This window comes from Helicobacter didelphidarum (genome assembly GCF_003364195.1).
GTDB lineage: Bacteria > Campylobacterota > Campylobacteria > Campylobacterales > Helicobacteraceae > Helicobacter_A > Helicobacter_A didelphidarum.
This window is the reverse complement of the sequence record NZ_NXLQ01000004.1, coordinates 52,129-70,058: the sequence shown is the minus strand read 5'-3', so window position 1 is coordinate 70,058 and position 17,930 is coordinate 52,129. Positions and strand designations below refer to the sequence as shown.

Below are 17,930 nucleotides of genomic sequence, written 5' to 3'. Positions count from 1 at the left end.
TTTCTCACTTTCTATAAATAATAATATGGACTAAAATTTAAAGGGATTAAGACTCTTCATCTGCTCCAATAAATCATCTTTTTTTGTTTCTTCAATTTGTTTATATCCCTCGTTGATTGCACTAATTAGCAAAATTTGCAATGCTTGTTTATCTTGCAAAAGCTCATCATCAATATTAATATCAATAAGTTCGCCAATGCCATTAAAACGCACATCAATCAAGCCTCCCCCACTTTTAGAACTAATAACTTTTTGCTTTGCTTTTTCATCTAGTTCTTTAATTTGATCTTGGACACTACCAAGTATATTCTGTAAATCTTTTGGATCAAACATGAATATCTCCTTTTTTAATACGATTCTTGGAATCTACAAAAACAATTTTTGGTTTAAAAACTTTTGCATGTTTGAGCTTCATATTTGCATAAGCGATTATTATTATAATATCTCCCTTTTGCACCTTTCTTGCAGCAGCTCCATTTAAACATACGATACCGCTCCCACTCTTTGCTGTAATTGCATAAGTATTAAATCGCTCCCCATTATTAATATTTAAAATGTCAACTCGCATTCCCTCTAAGATACCAGATTGTTCCATAAGTTTAGAATCTAGACTAATTGAGCCAACATAATTTAGATTAGCATCTGTCACCACGGCACGATGAATTTTCGCATAAAGCATTTCAACACGACACTTTTGTGCTGTTTTTTCTTTGATTTTCTTTTTTGATTTTTTTTCTATTTTCTGCTCATTTGTTTTATTACTATCAACAGTTGAGGAATTCATAGAAACAATATGATTGGAGGTAATAAAATTTTTATTATTTTCTCTCTCTGAAGTCTTTTTTTGAAAATTCGTTTTATTAAAATTTTTTGATGTAGAATCTTGCATATTTATATTCTTTTTCATTGTTCTATTCACTATTTGTTTTGACATCTCTTAATATCCTTAATAATCAAAGATAATTAATATTGAAGTGTAGTAAAGCTAAATTATTGGATGCACTGTAACTCATAACTGTATACTCTAAATACTCTCAAGTATCAATTTATTATAAATAACCTTGCTATTGTAGCACATTTTATCATGAAGTTGTCATATTTTTACATTCAACACATACTTTTGCATTTTCTTTTGTTTTATGTTTGCATAACATACCTCCACATTTTTCGCATTTTTCATTAGTTGGTTCAGAATTTAGAATGAGTTTGCATTGAGGGTAATTTGAACACCCATAAAAAATCCCCCTCTTTGATTTACGCATGACAATATCTGCACCACATTTTGGACATGGAATATCGAGTGTTTGTGGTTTCTCAAGAGGTTTTGCATTTTTGCATTTGGGATATGCACTACATGCGAGGAATTTTCCTCTTTTACTCATTTTAATTTGCATTGGACTTCCACATTTTTCACATATTTCCCCACTTATTTGAATTTCTTGTTGTTCTTTTTTTATATATTTACATGCAGGATAGTTAGAACATGCGACAAATTCACCATAACGACCATTACGAATTACAAGCTCATTGCCACATTCTGGACACATTTCACCTGTTGGTTTTAAGACTTTTTGAGATTGTATTTGTGCCTTACCAAGCATAATTTTTTCGATAAAAGGTTCGTAAAAATCCCATAAAACCTTTTCCCACTCAAGTTTATTGCCAGCTATATCATCAAGTTTTGTTTCAAGAGAAGCACTAAAACCGCTATCAACAATCTCTTCAAAATTTTTTTCAAGCATATCAATTACATTAAAAGCTATGTCCTGGACAACTAATTGTTTTTTTTCATTAGCTACATAATTCCTATCAATTAATAAGCGAATTGTAGGTGCATAAGTGCTTGGGCGACCAATACCTAATCCTTCAAGTGTTTTAATTAGCCCTGCTTCAGAATAATGCGGGGGTGCTTCAGTTGTCTTTTTATTTATTTTGATTGTATCAAATTTCACTTCTGTATTTATTGTAAAATTAGGCAATAGTTTATCTTTATCTGCATTACCTAAGATTCTATAAAATCCATCAAAAATTAATCTTCTTCCTGTAATTTTAAATTCACTTAAGGAATCTTTTCCAAGAATGCTTACGTTTACTCCCTCAAATATCGCATCTTTCATTTGTGAAGCAATAAAACGATTAAAGATCAGTGTATAAAGTTTAAGCTCATCATCATTGAGGTAACTTTTAGCAATCTGTGGTGTGAAATCTAAGTTTGTTGGACGAATTGCTTCATGTGCTTCTTGTGCACCTTTTTGCTGTGCAACATAAATTTTTGGCTTATTTGGGAGATATTCATTTCCTAGATTCTCTTGTATAAAATTTTTTGCACTTTGCAAGGCTTCTTTTGCAATATTGAGACTATCTGTCCTCATATATGTAATTACCCCTACTAATCCTTGATTTGTTTTGACTCCCTCATACAGTTTTTGTGCGATACTCATTGTGCGAGTGGGGGAAAATCCTAAAAGGTTAGAGCTTGTTTGTTGCAGTGTAGAAGTCATAAATGGAGGCGGTGATTTTGTTGCCCGTTCTTTTGTAATGACACTATGGACTTTATAAGTATCTTTTTGCAAAGTTTTTAGAATCTTATTTGCTTCTTCCTCATCTTGTAAACTCAATCTTTCAATCTTTCTATCTGCTAAACGCACCAATTCAAACAATAGTTGATTTTCCTTTATGGAATCTTCATTTGTTTTGTTTTGATCTTGTTTCAACATATGTGATTGCAGATTCTGATATGCTTCAATCATAAAATATTTTTGAGGTTTAAATGCACGAATTTCCCTTTCTCGATCAACAAGTATTTTTAATGCACTTGATTGCACTCTTCCTGCACTTAAGCCACGACTGATTTTTTGTGATAATAAACCACTTAACTTAAAGCCAACAATGCGATCAAGTAATCTTCTTGCTTGTTGTGCATTTACTTTATCCATATCAATTTTACGAGGATTCTCTAAAGAATGTATAATGGCTGTTTTTGTAATTTCATGAAAGGCGATACGAGGGAAATCTTCAATATTGCCTTTTAAAGCTTGCACAATATGATAACCAATAGCTTCACCCTCTCTATCTTCATCGGTTGCGATATAAGTTGTTTGTGCTTGTTTGTGTAATCCTGCAATTTGTTTTACTAAAGGTTCATGATCTTTTGAAATATCATAAGTCGGGGTAAAATGCCCATCTTTAATTGTGATTCCAAATCTATGTTGTGGCAAGTCTCTAATATGTCCTTTTGAAGCAATAACCTCATAATCTTTCCCTAAAAAATTTTTAATTGTGCGTGCTTTGGCAGGTGATTCTACAATAATAAGATTCTTAATACCACTTGTTTTTTTTGATCCAGAAGTTGTTCGTTTTGTCGTTTTTGTGGTAGCCATATTACTCTCCCTAGAAATTAGATGACTTAAAAATATCTCTACTAAATAAAACTACAATTATAAAATCTTATTTGAGTGATATGGTAAAATATTATTAAGAATTTATAATCTAAATCATATTTATATAAAGTAAAATTTGCCAAAATTCTAGCATATTTTACTTTAGAGAATAAAAAATTTCAATATTTTTTTATATAATACTAGCTAAATATTTGTAATAAAGGGATAATTTTGTTGTTCAATTCACGCATTACAACGCATTTTGATTATATTCTCATTATGCTCATTATGCCTATTATTTTCATGAGTTCTTATTTACTTAGCGAAACTTCACAAACACTTCTTATGCGACAATTAAGTTATGTTTTTTTGGGTGTTTTTATTTTTTTGTTTGTTTTCTTTATTCCATTTCGTTATCTCTATAAAAGTATTGTTGTATTTTATGTTGCATGTATTTTATTGCTTTTAGCTGTTGAGTTTATTGGTACAACAAAGCTTGGAGCACAACGATGGATTAATATTGGAGGATTTTCGTTGCAACCAAGCGAACCTGCTAAAATTGCAGTAGTTTTATTTCTTGCTCATTATATTACACAAAACCCACCACCTCGTGAAGGGTATGGATGGTTTGAATTTTTAAAAATTAGTTTTTTTATTCTTTTGCCTTTTATACTGATTTTGATTGAACCTGATTTGGGGAGTGCAACTATTGTTCTTGCTATGGGTTATGGTGTTTTATTTATTGTTGGTGTTCATAAAAAAATTTGGATCACATGTATTGTGTTAGGATTACTTTTTTCGCCTATTGCTTTTAAGTTTGTTTTAAAACCATATCAAGTGGATAGAATAATGAAACTTGTAACTGGAGATACAAGCACACAAGTGCAACAGAGTCTTATTGCTGTTGGGAGCGGTGGATTAACTGGAAAATCTCATGAAGAAGCAACTCAAGCAAATCTAAAATTTCTTCCTGTTGCAACAAGTGATTTTATTTTTGCACATTTTGTTGAGCGATTCGGTTTTATTGGAGCATGTTGTCTAATTATTTTATATATGTTTATTGTTTTGCATTTACTTTCATTTTGTTTTTTAGATTCTCAAGATTATTTTTTAAAAGTTATTGCAAGTTGTTTGGCAATGTTATTTTTTGTTTATATGAGTGTTAATATAGCGATGACAATAGAGTTAGCTCCTGTGGTTGGGATTCCTCTTCCACTATTTAGTTATGGTGGGAGTAGCTTTATTACTTTTGTTGTTCTTATTGCAATGTTTGAGAATGCAACAACTTTTCGTTTTAGTTTTACAAATTTTACAGAAGGCACAACACCTTTTAGTAAGTTAAAACATTTGCCAAAGTTTAAATAGAACTAAAAGTCAATATTAAAGATTTTAGTCATTTTGTGGAAATAGGTGTAACAGTAATAAATATTGATTTGATGTTTGTTATACAATGAACAGCATATTTAATAACTCAATACATTATTTTAAGTATAAAAATAAAATCAATATTGTTGTTTTATTTAGGAATATTTGCAACATTTTTGTAAAATTTTACTACTTTTGCTCATAAAAATTCATATATTAATGTTATAAAAACTCAATGAAGGTTTTTCATGGAAAAAATTTCTATTTTGAATAATTCTCAATACCAACAAAATAACGATTCTTTTAGCAATGCTAATTTGCATGAAATAAAAACAGATTCTTACTTAAGTGAAACAAATCGTATTGTTGCTCAAGAAAAAAAATTTATTGAGGATACTAATGAAAATAGTTTAAGACCAATATCATGGGAGAATTATATTGGACAAGATAAAATAAAAAAGAATTTGCAAATATTTATTGAGGCAAGTAAAAAACGTAATGAATGCCTTGATCATATTTTATTTTTTGGTCCTCCAGGACTTGGGAAAACGACGCTTAGTCATATTATAGCACATGAAATGCAGACTAATATTAAGGTAAGTGCTGCACCCATGATTGAAAAAACAGGGGATTTGGCTGCGATTATGACAAATTTGAATCGTGGCGATATTCTTTTTATTGACGAAATACATCGCCTTAGTCCTGCCATTGAGGAGATTCTCTATCCTGCGATGGAAGATTTTAGACTTGATATTATCATCGGGCAGGGTGCAGCAGCACAGACAGTAAAAATAGATCTTGCTCCATTTACGCTTATTGGTGCAACAACAAGAGCAGGTATGCTTTCAAATCCTCTTAGAGATAGATTTGGTATTAGTGCAAAACTTGAGTTCTATTCAGAATCTGAACTTGCACTTATTGTTGAAAAAGCCAGCCATAAACTCAAACATAAAATAACGACAGGAAGTGCCATAGAAATAGCTCGTCGTTCGCGTGGTACTCCTCGTATAGCATTACGATTATTGCGTAGAGTAAGAGATTTTGCACAGGTGCAAGATATGGATATTATCAATGAAGAAATCTCAAAATATGCACTTAATGAATTGGGTGTGAATGAATTGGGATTTGACGAAATGGACTTGCGTTATCTTAAGATTCTTGCTCAATCTAATGGAAAACCAATAGGATTAAATACACTTGCGGCAGCAATGAGCGAAGATGAGGGAACAATAGAAGATGTAATTGAGCCATATCTCCTAGCGAATGGTTATATAGAACGTACTGCAAGAGGAAGAGTTGCAACTTATAAAGCCACAAGTTTTTATCCTCAGAGTAATAGTTTATTATTCGAGTAGTTTAGAAATTAGAAAGCTTAATATTTCTGAACTCGATAGTTTAAAATTATTAATATTTTATATTCTTATATATTGTAAATTCACACTCCAACCCCTAAAATCCTTTATTTCTTACCAAATACAATCTTATAAAATATGCTATTGTATTATTATAGTATGAAACTATACATAAATATTTTATTCAAAAAAGGAATACAATAGGATTTGAAAGCTCACATGAGTTAAAAGAGTTTGAAATAGAGTATTTTGTATTGAAATATTGTTTGTGTAAATATGATTAGATCTTACAAGATTTATGAATAACCAAGCGTGATAGAATCATAAACTTCTTGCATCATTTTATCATTATCTATTTGCCTATGAAGTTGAAAATCATTATGGGGATATGTGGAATGTGTTTGCATGTACTTATATAGAATGGATTCTATACTTCGCACGATTACATCAGTTTCAATATTTACTCTTCTACCAGTTTTATATGTGCTAAAAAGAGTGCTATTCATCGTATGCGGTATTACAATAAGTTCAAAATACTTTTTTTCAACACGATTAATTGTGAGGCTAATACCATCAATACAAACACTTCCTTTTTCAATCATAAGGCGGAGTGTCCGTTCATTTGTTTGAATCTGAAAAATATGTTGATTCTTTTTTTGTTGGATTTCCTGGATTATTCCTAGCGAATCAATGTGTCCTTGCACAATGTGTCCATGTAGTCCATCTTGCAGTTTTAGGGCGGGTTCGATATGCACAAGATGAGTAAGATTTTCAATAGCAATAGTTTGTGCTGTATTATTGCTTAATTCCACACAAAAAAAATCTTTTTTACTTTCAATGGCGGTTAAACATACACCATTTATAGCAATACTATCACCAATATTTGGATTAAGTGCAGATTCTAAACATAGAATTTGATTATGATAAAATCGGACATGTGCAAATTCTCTAACTAATCCACTAAACATAAGAATAATCCTTTTTTTGTATTCTTACTTTCATTTAAAATGATACTTAATTTATAAAATATACATCTACAAAGAAATTATCGTTGAGTTTGTTTAAGATTATATACCACAAAATTTCTTATTACCCTTCAAATAACTCAGTTGATAAATATCTTTCACCTGTGTCATTAAGCATAGTCAAAATATTTTTGTTCGAATTTTTTTTTGCTAAAACTTTTGCTGCATGAACATTTGCTCCACTTGAAATGCCAACTAAGATACCTTCTTTTGAGGCAATAGTTCGAGCCATTGCGAATGCATCTTCATTTTCAACCCTAATAATATCATTATAAATCTTTGTATCTAAAATTGCGGGAACAAAACCAGCACCAATACCTTGAATCTTATGGGGAGATGCCTGTTCACCACTCAAACAAGCGGAACTCGCAGGTTCTACCGCGACAATACGAATATTTGGATTATGTTTTTTTAAGACACTCCCGATTCCAGTGATACTACCACCAGTTCCAACCCCTGCGACAAATATATCAATTTTTTCTTTGCCAAAAGATTCTAATATTTCTTTTGCCGTAGTCTCTTGGTGTATTCTTACATTTGCTTCATTTTCAAATTGCTTTAAAATGATAGAATCTTTATTCGCAGTATTGATTTCTTGTGCCCTGTCTAAAGCACCTTTCATGCCTTTTTCCGGAGGTGTAAGTTCTATTTTAGCCCCTAAAGCAGCCATAACCTTGCGTCTTTCAATACTCATTGAGCTAGGCATCACAATGACAAGTTTATATCCCAAAGAAGCACAAACACCAGCTAAGCCAACCCCTGTATTCCCACTAGTCGCTTCTATAATTAATGTAGTGGGTGTAATTTTCCCTTGTTTTTCACCTTCTCTAATCATTGCCATTGCAATTCTGTCTTTCACTGAACTGTTAGGATTCATAAACTCACATTTGCCGAATATATTTGCTCCAAACTTTTGAGAAAGCTTATTTAGTTTAATAATTGGCGTTTTACCAATCAATTCTGTTACATTTTGTGCTATCATCTTAAAATCTCCGTATAATGTAGATATTCCAGCGAACTCTTATTTATGAGTTTCAGCTAGAATTGCTATTATAACAACTAAAAGTAAATTTTTAGATGTTCAGACTTTTAAGGGAGATTAATGATGAATATACAAGATTTTGTAGCAGATTATAATAATTTAGCTAATGAGAGAAAATCTCAAGTTATACCTCCTCTAGCTTTGAATGTAACTCAAGTTCAGAGTGTAGTAGAGATTTTATTAAATGGAAATGACAAAGATAAAACATTTTGTAAGGATCTATTGATAAACCGTGTAAATCCTGGTGTTGATGATTCTGCGAAAATTAAAGCAGATTTTCTGGGTAAAATTGCTTCTAATGCTTTACAATGTGATGTTATTGGACAGGTAGAGGCAGTCCAAATTCTTGGGACAATGCTAGGTGGCTATAATGTTCCATATTTATTGGAGGCATTAAAAAGCAATAATCAGGAAGTGGCGAAAGTTGCTATGAATGCTCTCAAGCATACCTTATTAATTTATGATACATTTGAGAAAATAGTAGATTTAAGTAAAGATTCTAGCAATTCTACAACACAAGCTTTTGCAAAAGAGATTATAGAATCTTGGGCAAATGCCGAATGGTTTTTACAAAAACCAGAGATTCCAAAGGAGATAAAGCTTGCTGTATTAAAAATCGATGGTGAGACAAATACTGATGATTTAAGTCCCGCAGGAGATGCTTTTACTCGCAGTGATATTCCTTTGCATGCTAAAGCTATGTTAAAAAATCGTATAGAAAATTATGAATCTCGTATAGAAAATATAAAGAAAATTGCTGTTAAAAACGATGCACAGGTTGTATATGTGGGTGATGTGGTAGGGACAGGAAGCAGTAGAAAGTCCGCTTGCAATTCAATTGTATGGCATTTTGGCAATGAGATTCCATATATTCCAAACAAAAAAAGTGGTGGTTTTGTTATTGGTGGCACTATTGCTCCAATTTTCTTTGCAACTTGTGAAGATAGCGGTTGTTTACCAATTGTTGCAGATGTTACAAATCTTAAGGAAGGTGATATTATTACACTTAAACCTTATGATGGTGAAATAATTAAAAACAATGAAGTGGTAAGTAAATTTACTCTTGCTCCTGCTACAATTTTTGATGAAATACGTGCAGGTGGAAGGATTCCATTAATTATTGGACGCGGTTTAACAAATAAAGCACGTAAGTTTTTAGGACTCTCAGAATCTGATATTTTTGTAAAACCAAAGCAGCCAGTTTCTTCCAACAAAGGCTATACTCTTGCACAAAAAATGGTTGGGATAGCATGTGGTAAAGACGGTGTGAGAGCCGGTGAATATTGTGAACCAAAAGCTACAACAGTTGGATCGCAAGATACTACGGGTGCAATGACTAGAGATGAGGTGAAAGAATTGGCAAGTCTTAGTTATAGTGCTGATTTTGTTATGCAGAGTTTTTGTCATACGGCGGCATATCCAAAACCAGCAGATGTGAGTTTGCAAGCCACTTTGCCAGAGTTTATGACAAATCGTGGTGGTGTTGCACTTCGACCAAGAGATGGCGTCATTCATTCGTGGTTGAATAGATTTTGTTTGCCAGATACTGTTGGCACAGGTGGTGATTCACATACAAGATTTCCAATTGGGATTAGTTTTCCAGCGGGGAGTGGGCAGGTTGCATTTGCTGCGGTTACGGGGAATATGCTACTTGATATGCCAGAATCTGTGCTTGTCCGATTTAAGGGAAAAATGAATCCGGGTATTACTTTACGAGATTTGGTAAATGCGATTCCATATTATGCTATTAAAAAAGGTCTTCTTACTGTGCCAAAACAGAACAAAAAGAACATCTTTAGTGGCAAGATTCTTGAAATTGAAGGCTTGGAAGATATTAAGGTTGAGCAGGCATTTGAATTAAGCGATGCGAGTGCGGAAAGAAGTGCTGCAGCCTGCACAATAGCTCTTAATAAAGAACCAATTATTGAGTATTTAGAATCTAATATTGCATTGATTCAGGCAATGATTAAAGATGGTTATGGAAATGCACAGACATTGCAACGAAGAGCTGATAAAATGCGTGAATGGATTAAAAATCCTGTTCTTTTACGAGCTGATAAAGATGCTGAATATGCGACAATAATCGAAATTGATCTTGCCGAGATTAAAGAGCCGATTTTAGCTTGTCCAAATGATCCAGATGATGTTGCTACACTGAGTGAGATATTGCAAGATTCTAAGCGACCAAAAAAAATTGATGAGGTTTTTATTGGAAGTTGTATGACAAACATAGGACATTTTAGGGCATTTGGTGAAATCATGAAAAATGAGGGACAAAGTGTAACACGTACATGGCTTGTGCCTCCAACAAAAATGGATTCCCAGCAGCTTAATGATGAAGGATATTTTAGCCTTTTTGGTGCAACAGGGGCAAGAATAGAAGTGCCTGGTTGTAGTCTTTGTATGGGTAATCAAGCCCGTGTGCGTGATAATACAGTTGTGTTTTCTACCTCTACACGAAATTTTGATAATCGTATGGGTAAAGGTGCACAAGTATATTTAGGTAGTGCAGAGCTCGCTTCTGTATGTGCAAAACTTGGAAGATTACCAAGCCTTGAAGAGTATCTCCAAATTGTTCCTAGTAAATTAGGTGCAAATACTCACAAGGTATATCGTTATTTAGAATTTGATAAAATCAAAGATTTTACTTTATAGCGTATCAACACAGCTATCAAAACCTAAATACTATGTAATATCCTAGTATTTGGTTAGATATGATAGATATTTATGTGTGATTTCTGTTATTATGTATTATATTTTTCCTGCATGAACCTTTTACATTAATTTTTGAGAGTATTGCTTCAAATATATTTAGGGATAAGTATTAAAATATTTACATACAAATATCCTAGTCTAATCAAGCAATATGCTTGAGAGTATTATCTTATAAGATTCCCCTGGACCCATGAATTTCTCATCAAATACAATCTTATAAAATATGCCATTGTATTATTATAGCATGAAACTATACATAAATATTTTATTCAAAAAAGGTATACAATGGGATTTAAAAGCTTACATGGGCTAATATTAATGAAAGAGTTTTTTGAAAACTGCAGTTAAAGAATAAAATTTTTATAATAAAAAGTGATACTCAAATTAACTTTATTTTAATATGGGTTTAGGCTAAGTTTAAATACACAATACTTTCTGTTCTATTTGAAAATACTTAGTTTTACTTCATTATTGTATGTTATTCGTTTTACATTTTTTTGATATTATTCTAAGAATATTGAAGTATATTTTGGATTATATGGTTTAAATGTTTATAAATAGTTGCATAGTTCAAAATTGATTGAAACTATGCTGGATTAAAATGCGAAAAATTATATTCTTATTTTAAAGAGGCACACCAATTTTTGCGATTAAATAGTATGTAACTGCACCAAACACTGCTGATAAAGGAACTGTAATGAGCCATGAAGCAACAATTCTATTGATTGCACTGCGTCGCACAAGTTCTTGTTTATAAGCTTTCTTTAAAGATTTTCTTTCTTTCTTCTTAAGTTGGGGGAGTTCACCATCAACTACTTTTCTATCCTTTGATGTAATATTTTTTAAAGATTGTAACATTTCTTGTTTTTGACGAATGTTGGCACGATGAAATTTATTTAAAAATCTTCTTGCTACTTCTTCATCTTTACCTTTATGTGCTTCAATAATATCTTGTTGCATATCAAAATAACGTTTTTTCAGATATTCACGCAAAAATCCGACACCAAAAATTGCACCAATTGCAATATGTGTAGAACTTACAGGAAGTCCTAATTGTGAAGCGATAAGGACGGTAATCGCAGCAGATAATGCTACGCAGAATGCACGCATTTTATCAAGTTCTGTAATTTCACTTCCAACTGTCTTAATGAGTCTTGGTCCATAGAGGGCTAACCCTAAAGAAATCCCTAATCCACCAATAAGCATAATCCACAAAGGAACTTTTGCTTTACCACCAATACCGTCATGCACAACTTCAGAAATAGCCTCATAGATTCCAGCTAATGGACCAATAGCATTTGCAACATCATTTGCACCATGTGCAAAGCTTAAAATTGCTGCTGAAAAGATTAAAGGCATTGTGAAAAGCTCATTAATATCTTCTTTAGTATTTGAGAGACTATCTGCTTTTCGTATTACAAAAGGGCGAGATATAAAAAAGATAGCAATTGCGGTAATGAGTCCAATAACTGTAGCTGTATTAAAGTTTATGGACTTAGAAAAACTTGTTTTTTGCACCAAATAAATACTAAAACACCATGACATAATAAAAATAAGCAATGGCACTACCTTTTTTGCTGCATTTATTTTATCACTTTGATAAGTAATGGATTGTTTAATGACAAAGAGGAAGAACATGGCAATTAAGCCACCCAAACAAGGTGAAATAACCCAACTCAATGCAATTCCAGACATAACATTCCAATTTGCTATACCAAATCCTCCAGCCATGATACCAGCACCCAATACACCACCAACAAGAGAATGTGTTGTAGAAACAGGTGCCCCCAAAGCTGTCGCAACATGTAACCATATTGCACCAGAAGTAAGAGCAGCAATCATGACGTAAACAAATGTTTTACTATCTTGCAAACTAGCAGGAGAAATGATTCCAGATTTAATCGTATCGACGACATCACTTCCTGCAATAATTGCACCCGCAGCTTCTGCAATGGCAGCAATAATAATTGCACCGACAAGGGTAATTGCATGAGAACCAACAGCGGGTCCAACATTATTAGCAACATCGTTTGCACCGATATTAAGTGCCATATAGCCACCCACAACCGTTGCAAAAATAAGAATAATAGGGCTACTAACAGAACCAGCACCAATAATAGCAATTACTGAAGCTATGATAAAAAAGAGTAGAACAATTCCAATTTTGATAAGATCTTTTTGTCCAAACGATGTGGCATTCTCAATTTTCTTATATTTAATCATATCATCCATGTATTCCTCCGCGTGTTGCAAATAATTAATGTAATGCATACTATGCATTACATTAATTATATCCCAATATTACATTTTGCTTAAGAGTTTTTTCATAAATATGTTATTAATAAGTAATAAATAATTCTTTATTGCATATTTTACATTGTGCCATATTAACATAATTTTGAGAAAGGAAAATATTGCAACAAGGGCTTTTTAATGTTCTTAAACTTTTACTATCGAGAAGATTTTGTTTTATATATCAAGGATACAAAATATCCTATAATTAGGCAACTATGGGATATTTGGGGAAAAAAGAAATAAAGTAACATTTTGTGACATTCATACTGAAATATACAACAAAATTCAATGGTATATTTTTTAGAATCTTGCAACTTTTACCTTTTATTATATGTTGTGATAATTTAGATATATCGTTTGTGTATTTTGCAATATTATATATTATAATAAAAGTCATTTTTTGCAATATTCTTAAAATCCTCATGTATCAAAGTTCATCTTTTATCATCTTTGAAGATTCGATAAATAGAGAATGTAATCATTTGAGGTAAGTATCTTTTACTATATTGAAGTAATACAAGGAAAAGTATGCGTGAAACTCTTGAAATGACCTCAAATAATCTAATAATCAATAAACACAAAATGAGCATCGAAGAAAAACTACAACAGAGACTGCAGATACTTTCCACTACAAAGAAAAATGCAACTTTGCAAAATGAGACTTCACGAACATGGATAAAACAAAATCTTTCGTTGCTTGGCATTTCAGCGACTATGCTCGATACTTGTATTAAGATTTTAGAATATATGGGGGATTTAAAGATTGTATGGCTTCATTTACAGGAGTGTACTGGTTGTAGCGAAAGCCTGTTGCGAACAGAATCTCCGAACTTTGAAATATTGATTTTTGATTTCTTTAAAATTCAATATCATGATTTACTTATGACACCTAGTGGACATGGTGCAACAAAAAGTCTTGATGAAAGTCTTGATGAAAAATATGTTCTCCTTGTCGAAGGTAGTATACCCATAGGATTTGCACAAGATTATATCACTTTGGGTAATCGCAATGGATATGAAGAAGTATCACATCTCATCAATCATGCAGAAGCCATTTTTGCAGTAGGGACTTGCTCTAGCTTTGGTGGAATCCAAAGTGCGTATCCAAATCCTACAAATGGACACGCACTAAGCGAACTCTTCGAGCATGAAATTATCAATATACCAGGCTGTCCCCCAAGCGATAAAAATATTATTGCAACACTTGTTTATTATTATCTTTTTCAAGAGTCTCCAAATCTTGATAATCTCAAACGACCGCAATGGGCATATAATAAAAGTGTGCATGATTTATGTGAAAGAAAAAGTTTTTTTATGTCAGGCGATTTTGTTGAATCTTTTGATGATCCAAATATGGCAAATGGATATTGTCTCTATAAGGTTGGTTGCAAGGGACCATATACTTATAATAATTGTCCAAAAGTCAAGTTTAATGCTAAAACAAGTTGGCCAGTACAAGGTGGGCATGGTTGTATTGGCTGTAGTGAGCCAAATTTTTGGGATAATTTTGGGAATATTGAAAGACCGCTTAGTAATGAAAGCTTTTTTCTACTAAATCCAAAATTTCTTCCCCCAAATACCCCTGTAATGATGCAAAACATGAGGCAATTCAGTGTAACTAAGATTCAAAATATGCAAAATTATTCTTCTATAAGTACCCAAAATAATGTTACAAAATCTTATATAGTCAATACAGAATCTGATTTTCTCACTTTTACTCAATCAAAAAAATTTTCTAAAAGTTTCTTACTTGATTTTTCACCTAATCAGAGTTGCATCTTATTGCAAGAAAATGATACAATTACAATTCTTTCAAATTTTTGTTTTGAAATTAATCCAAAAATTATCTTGGCAGGATATGAAAATAAAAATAAACAGAGTAAAAAGCTCTATCAAAATTATAAAAAAGTTTTCCAAAATCGCTTTCAATCATTAATGAAACTCAATGATACAAGCGTTATTTCGCACAATATTCTTGATCTTTTTAGCTTGTTTTATCTCATTTTAGACGATAGAGAATTAGACTTTAAAATTATTGATACAATTAATGCAAGCATAAAAAATATTAATCAAAATTTAGATTCTAAGCGACAATTTCATGATGAATGCTTACTTCAAGAATTTTTATATTTTGCTTCAAATTTTAAGTTCCCTTTTGTAAGTGATCTCAATTTTAAATGTAAACAAGAAAATAATAAAATTGTAATTGACTTTAATAAGGCACTCTCACTTGCTATGGCGTATCGTATTGGCGGGTTGGATATATATGGAATCTGTTATAGTATTTTGCATGGTATTATGAATACATTATCTCAAACTTTAGGGGATATTCAATCCCAAATTTTTTCTAACATATTACATATGCAAGAAAGTTCTCCAAAATTTCATATTCTTCCTGTTGTTTTGCGAGGTGAAATTTTACATTCAGAAGTCGCACAAATATTATTATTATGCAATATAAAGCAATCAGAACTATTTTATTTATAATCATTAAAGTATACTGGGAATAGTATCATGATGTATCTGTGTAAAATATTAAAGAGTGATATTTTTTAAGAAAGACTAAGTTATAAATATAGAAGTATATCAAATATTGTTGGCAATATTCAACGAATAATTTATTCATCAGAAGCAGTAATATTTTTTTCGGCACATTTTCAGCTTCAAGAAAGTTCTTGTATTAAAAGATTTCACCCTTTGAATTTTCTAATTTAAATATAATTTGGTGCATCATTTGCAAATAATACCAAATCCCCATTTTTACCACTTTCACTAAGGGTAGATTCTAAATTCGCTTTATCTTTTAGGATAATTTTTTCCGCTTTTGTAATATATTTACTAAGCAAACTTGTATTGAGATTCCCTGTAATAATAACAAGTTGAAATACTTCATCGATGTATTTTGCAAGTGCAATATTACTTTCTTCATCGTATTCAACAAGTCCGGGCGTTACGATTACTCTTCTACCAATGTGTAAGGAACTAAGGCGAATAGCTTCGCTCATACCCTCTAAATTCCCATTAAAGCTATCATCAAGAATTATTTTATTTGCCGTAACGATCTTATTAAGGCGATGTGGTATTGGTTTGAGATGTTTTATGGCTTCTTGAATTTGTGTAATTTCCATACCAAACTCTTTTGCTAATAAAATGGCTACCGCAATATTGTCTATATTAAATCGCCCTAATATTTGTGTTTCAAAATCTACCATATTAGAATCTATTTCTAAACTAAAACTTGTTTTTTCAAGTGTTGATTCTATATTTGTAAGATTGGCAGGATAAGGGGTAATTTTATTAAGATTTTCCTGAAATTTTTGTGGCAATTCATGCGGTAGAGTATTATCTTTTTGCATAAAGATTCTATGGAGGCGATTGGAGTAAAGCATTTCAAATTTTGTGCTTATTGTTGTTTGAATGTCTTTAAAATATTCAATATGGGCATTGCCAATTTTACCAATTACACCATAGTGTTGTTGTAAGAGGTTAGAAATTTCTGCAATATCACCTTGATTTCTTGCACCTGCTTCTGCAATATAGATTCTATGTTCTTGTGTGAGGTTTTGATTAATATCACTTACTAGCCCTTTATATGTATTTACGCTACGTGGTGTCGCATAAGTATTGAATTGTTTGCTAAGAATTTCCGCAACAAAGTTTTTTATACTTGTTTTACCATAACTTCCTGTAATGGCAATAATTGTAAGATTTTGTAAAGATTGTATTTTTTTATGTGCATATGAAGCATATCTTTTGAAGAGAATCAATTCACAAATGAGTGAACAATATACTCCCACGCAAAATGAGACAATAAGACACATATTTTTTACTGCTATATCTATAAAATATGATTGTATAAAAAGAGATTCTTTATACCACAAAAAATATACCATGCAATACACACACACCGCCAATATGGTAAAATATCGTTTTACTCTTGCTGTGTAGATAAGCTTTTTATCCAATCTTTTATACCATAAAATAAACATTGGAACATCGACCATATAGAGGTAAATATAGAATATAATTGAATGATACAAGTGGTGTGTGAAAAGGACAAAAAGAATTGGAATCACAAAATAATAAAGATGCCAATTTTGCTTATGATGTTTAGTGATGACGCGTGATATATTATAGTTATACCATTGCAAATTAACAATTACATAATACCCAAGAGTAAAAAAGAAAATTGTTAATGAGAAAATATCCCATAATAGAAAGAGAGTGTCTGGCATTTATTCTAATACCTTGAAATCTGCAAAATTTAAACTCTCCAAAAGTTCTACCTCAAAAGAAGTAGCTTTCATTTTTCCATTGCCTTTCTGCAAAGATTCTAAAAAGTTACCTAATTCGTTTTTTGGTAAAGATATAAAGATTTCTACAAAGCTATTTTTAAGATTTTGGACACTCCCATGATAGCCATGAGTATCGGCATAACTTTTTGTAAAATTACGAAATCCAACACCCTGAACTTTGCCTTTTGCTGTGATTTTATAATGTTGCATTTTTGACTCCAAATATGAATTTTTAAGATTTTTCATGAGATGTTATTCTCAAAAGAAATATAACACTACAAAAATTTATCATACACACAATGTTGTCAACTTGATTGTTGTAGTGTTATTGACAAGTTTAATTGTATATAAACCCTATACTCTTTATTTATTCGCTGTGCCAAATAGAAATTTCTTAATTATAGCAAAAGTATTTGAAACCTGAAAGACTTTTGCTCATGTAAAATCCAAAATTTGTAAAT

The 17,930-nt window shown here is 31.6% G+C and carries 12 protein-coding genes; 4 read left to right on the top strand and 8 right to left on the bottom strand.

The features are described from left to right. Positions 1–30: 30 nt before the first annotated feature. The 3 genes from CQA53_RS03580 to topA all read right to left on the bottom strand — a co-directional run bounded on the left by CQA53_RS03580 (position 31) and on the right by topA (position 3,380). Complete coding sequence (locus CQA53_RS03580) at positions 31–333, bottom strand: YbaB/EbfC family nucleoid-associated protein (protein ID WP_115542653.1); 303 nt, start codon at positions 331–333, stop codon at positions 31–33. Beyond that, entirely contained in the window at positions 326–679 is a 354-nt protein-coding gene (gene panD / locus CQA53_RS03575) for an aspartate 1-decarboxylase (protein ID WP_181882347.1), read from the bottom strand. The genes CQA53_RS03580 and panD overlap by 8 nt, the downstream gene beginning before the upstream one ends. A 403-nt stretch (positions 680–1,082) precedes the next feature. Beyond that, positions 1,083–3,380 (bottom strand): type I DNA topoisomerase, encoded by a 2,298-nt coding sequence (topA, locus tag CQA53_RS03570; RefSeq protein WP_245945613.1) that lies wholly within the window; start codon positions 3,378–3,380, stop codon positions 1,083–1,085. Between the two features lie 231 nt (positions 3,381–3,611). On the opposite strand from topA, the gene CQA53_RS03565 reads away from it, so the two are divergent. Both CQA53_RS03565 and ruvB read left to right on the top strand, forming a co-directional pair. Continuing rightward, complete coding sequence (locus CQA53_RS03565; RefSeq protein WP_245945612.1) at positions 3,612–4,745, top strand: FtsW/RodA/SpoVE family cell cycle protein; 1,134 nt, start codon at positions 3,612–3,614, stop codon at positions 4,743–4,745. Between the two features lie 248 nt (positions 4,746–4,993). Further along, a complete protein-coding gene (ruvB, locus tag CQA53_RS03560; RefSeq protein WP_115542651.1) occupies positions 4,994–6,100 on the top strand; it encodes a Holliday junction branch migration DNA helicase RuvB in 1,107 nt (368 codons plus the stop codon). A 293-nt stretch (positions 6,101–6,393) separates the two neighbouring features. Here the strand turns inward: ruvB and ribE are convergent, their stop codons facing one another. Both ribE and cysK read right to left on the bottom strand, forming a co-directional pair. Further along, positions 6,394–7,065: a riboflavin synthase gene (gene ribE / locus CQA53_RS03555; protein WP_115542650.1), complete on the bottom strand. Its 672-nt coding sequence runs from the start codon at positions 7,063–7,065 to the stop codon at positions 6,394–6,396. Between the two features lie 121 nt (positions 7,066–7,186). After that, positions 7,187–8,104 carry a cysteine synthase A gene (gene cysK, locus CQA53_RS03550; protein ID WP_115542649.1) on the bottom strand — a complete coding sequence of 306 codons (918 nt, stop codon included), beginning with the start codon at positions 8,102–8,104 and terminating at the stop codon, positions 7,187–7,189. Between the two features lie 120 nt (positions 8,105–8,224). Between cysK and acnB the strand changes: the two genes are divergently transcribed. Next, on the top strand, positions 8,225–10,819 hold the full coding sequence (gene acnB / locus CQA53_RS03545) for a bifunctional aconitate hydratase 2/2-methylisocitrate dehydratase (RefSeq protein WP_407918837.1): 2,595 nt from the start codon (positions 8,225–8,227) through the stop codon (positions 10,817–10,819). 684 nt (positions 10,820–11,503) lie between these two features. On the opposite strand, the gene CQA53_RS03540 is transcribed toward acnB, so the two are convergent. Next, positions 11,504–13,111: an inorganic phosphate transporter gene (locus CQA53_RS03540; RefSeq protein WP_181882345.1), complete on the bottom strand. Its 1,608-nt coding sequence runs from the start codon at positions 13,109–13,111 to the stop codon at positions 11,504–11,506. A gap of 591 nt (positions 13,112–13,702) precedes the next feature. On the opposite strand from CQA53_RS03540, the gene CQA53_RS03535 reads away from it, so the two are divergent. Further along, positions 13,703–15,661: a hydrogenase small subunit gene (locus tag CQA53_RS03535; RefSeq protein ID WP_245945610.1), complete on the top strand. Its 1,959-nt coding sequence runs from the start codon at positions 13,703–13,705 to the stop codon at positions 15,659–15,661. A gap of 224 nt (positions 15,662–15,885) precedes the next feature. Here the strand turns inward: CQA53_RS03535 and CQA53_RS03530 are convergent, their stop codons facing one another. Together CQA53_RS03530 and CQA53_RS03525 are read right to left on the bottom strand one after the other, a co-directional pair. Next, positions 15,886–17,409 carry a Mur ligase family protein gene (locus tag CQA53_RS03530; RefSeq protein WP_115542648.1) on the bottom strand — a complete coding sequence of 508 codons (1,524 nt, stop codon included), beginning with the start codon at positions 17,407–17,409 and terminating at the stop codon, positions 15,886–15,888. Further along, positions 17,410–17,679, bottom strand: a complete 270-nt coding sequence (locus CQA53_RS03525; protein ID WP_115542647.1) for an acylphosphatase — start codon at positions 17,677–17,679, stop codon at positions 17,410–17,412. Positions 17,680–17,930: the final 251 nt, after the last annotated feature.

What these genes read in the sequence shown, in the direction of transcription:
- CQA53_RS03580 (WP_115542653.1), bottom strand. Translation starts at nt 333, where the DNA reads ATGTTTGATCCAAAAGATTTACAGAATATACTTGGTAGTGTCCAAGAT.
- panD (WP_181882347.1), bottom strand. Translation starts at nt 679, where the DNA reads ATGCTTTATGCGAAAATTCATCGTGCCGTGGTGACAGATGCTAATCTA.
- topA (WP_245945613.1), bottom strand. Translation starts at nt 3,380, where the DNA reads ATGGCTACCACAAAAACGACAAAACGAACAACTTCTGGATCAAAAAAA.
- ruvB (WP_115542651.1), top strand. Translation starts at nt 4,994, where the DNA reads ATGGAAAAAATTTCTATTTTGAATAATTCTCAATACCAACAAAATAAC.
- ribE (WP_115542650.1), bottom strand. Translation starts at nt 7,065, where the DNA reads ATGTTTAGTGGATTAGTTAGAGAATTTGCACATGTCCGATTTTATCAT.
- cysK (WP_115542649.1), bottom strand. Translation starts at nt 8,104, where the DNA reads ATGATAGCACAAAATGTAACAGAATTGATTGGTAAAACGCCAATTATT.
- acnB (WP_407918837.1), top strand. Translation starts at nt 8,225, where the DNA reads ATGATGAATATACAAGATTTTGTAGCAGATTATAATAATTTAGCTAAT.
- CQA53_RS03540 (WP_181882345.1), bottom strand. Translation starts at nt 13,111, where the DNA reads ATGGATGATATGATTAAATATAAGAAAATTGAGAATGCCACATCGTTT.
- CQA53_RS03535 (WP_245945610.1), top strand. Translation starts at nt 13,703, where the DNA reads ATGCGTGAAACTCTTGAAATGACCTCAAATAATCTAATAATCAATAAA.
- CQA53_RS03530 (WP_115542648.1), bottom strand. Translation starts at nt 17,409, where the DNA reads ATGCCAGACACTCTCTTTCTATTATGGGATATTTTCTCATTAACAATT.
- CQA53_RS03525 (WP_115542647.1), bottom strand. Translation starts at nt 17,679, where the DNA reads ATGCAACATTATAAAATCACAGCAAAAGGCAAAGTTCAGGGTGTTGGA.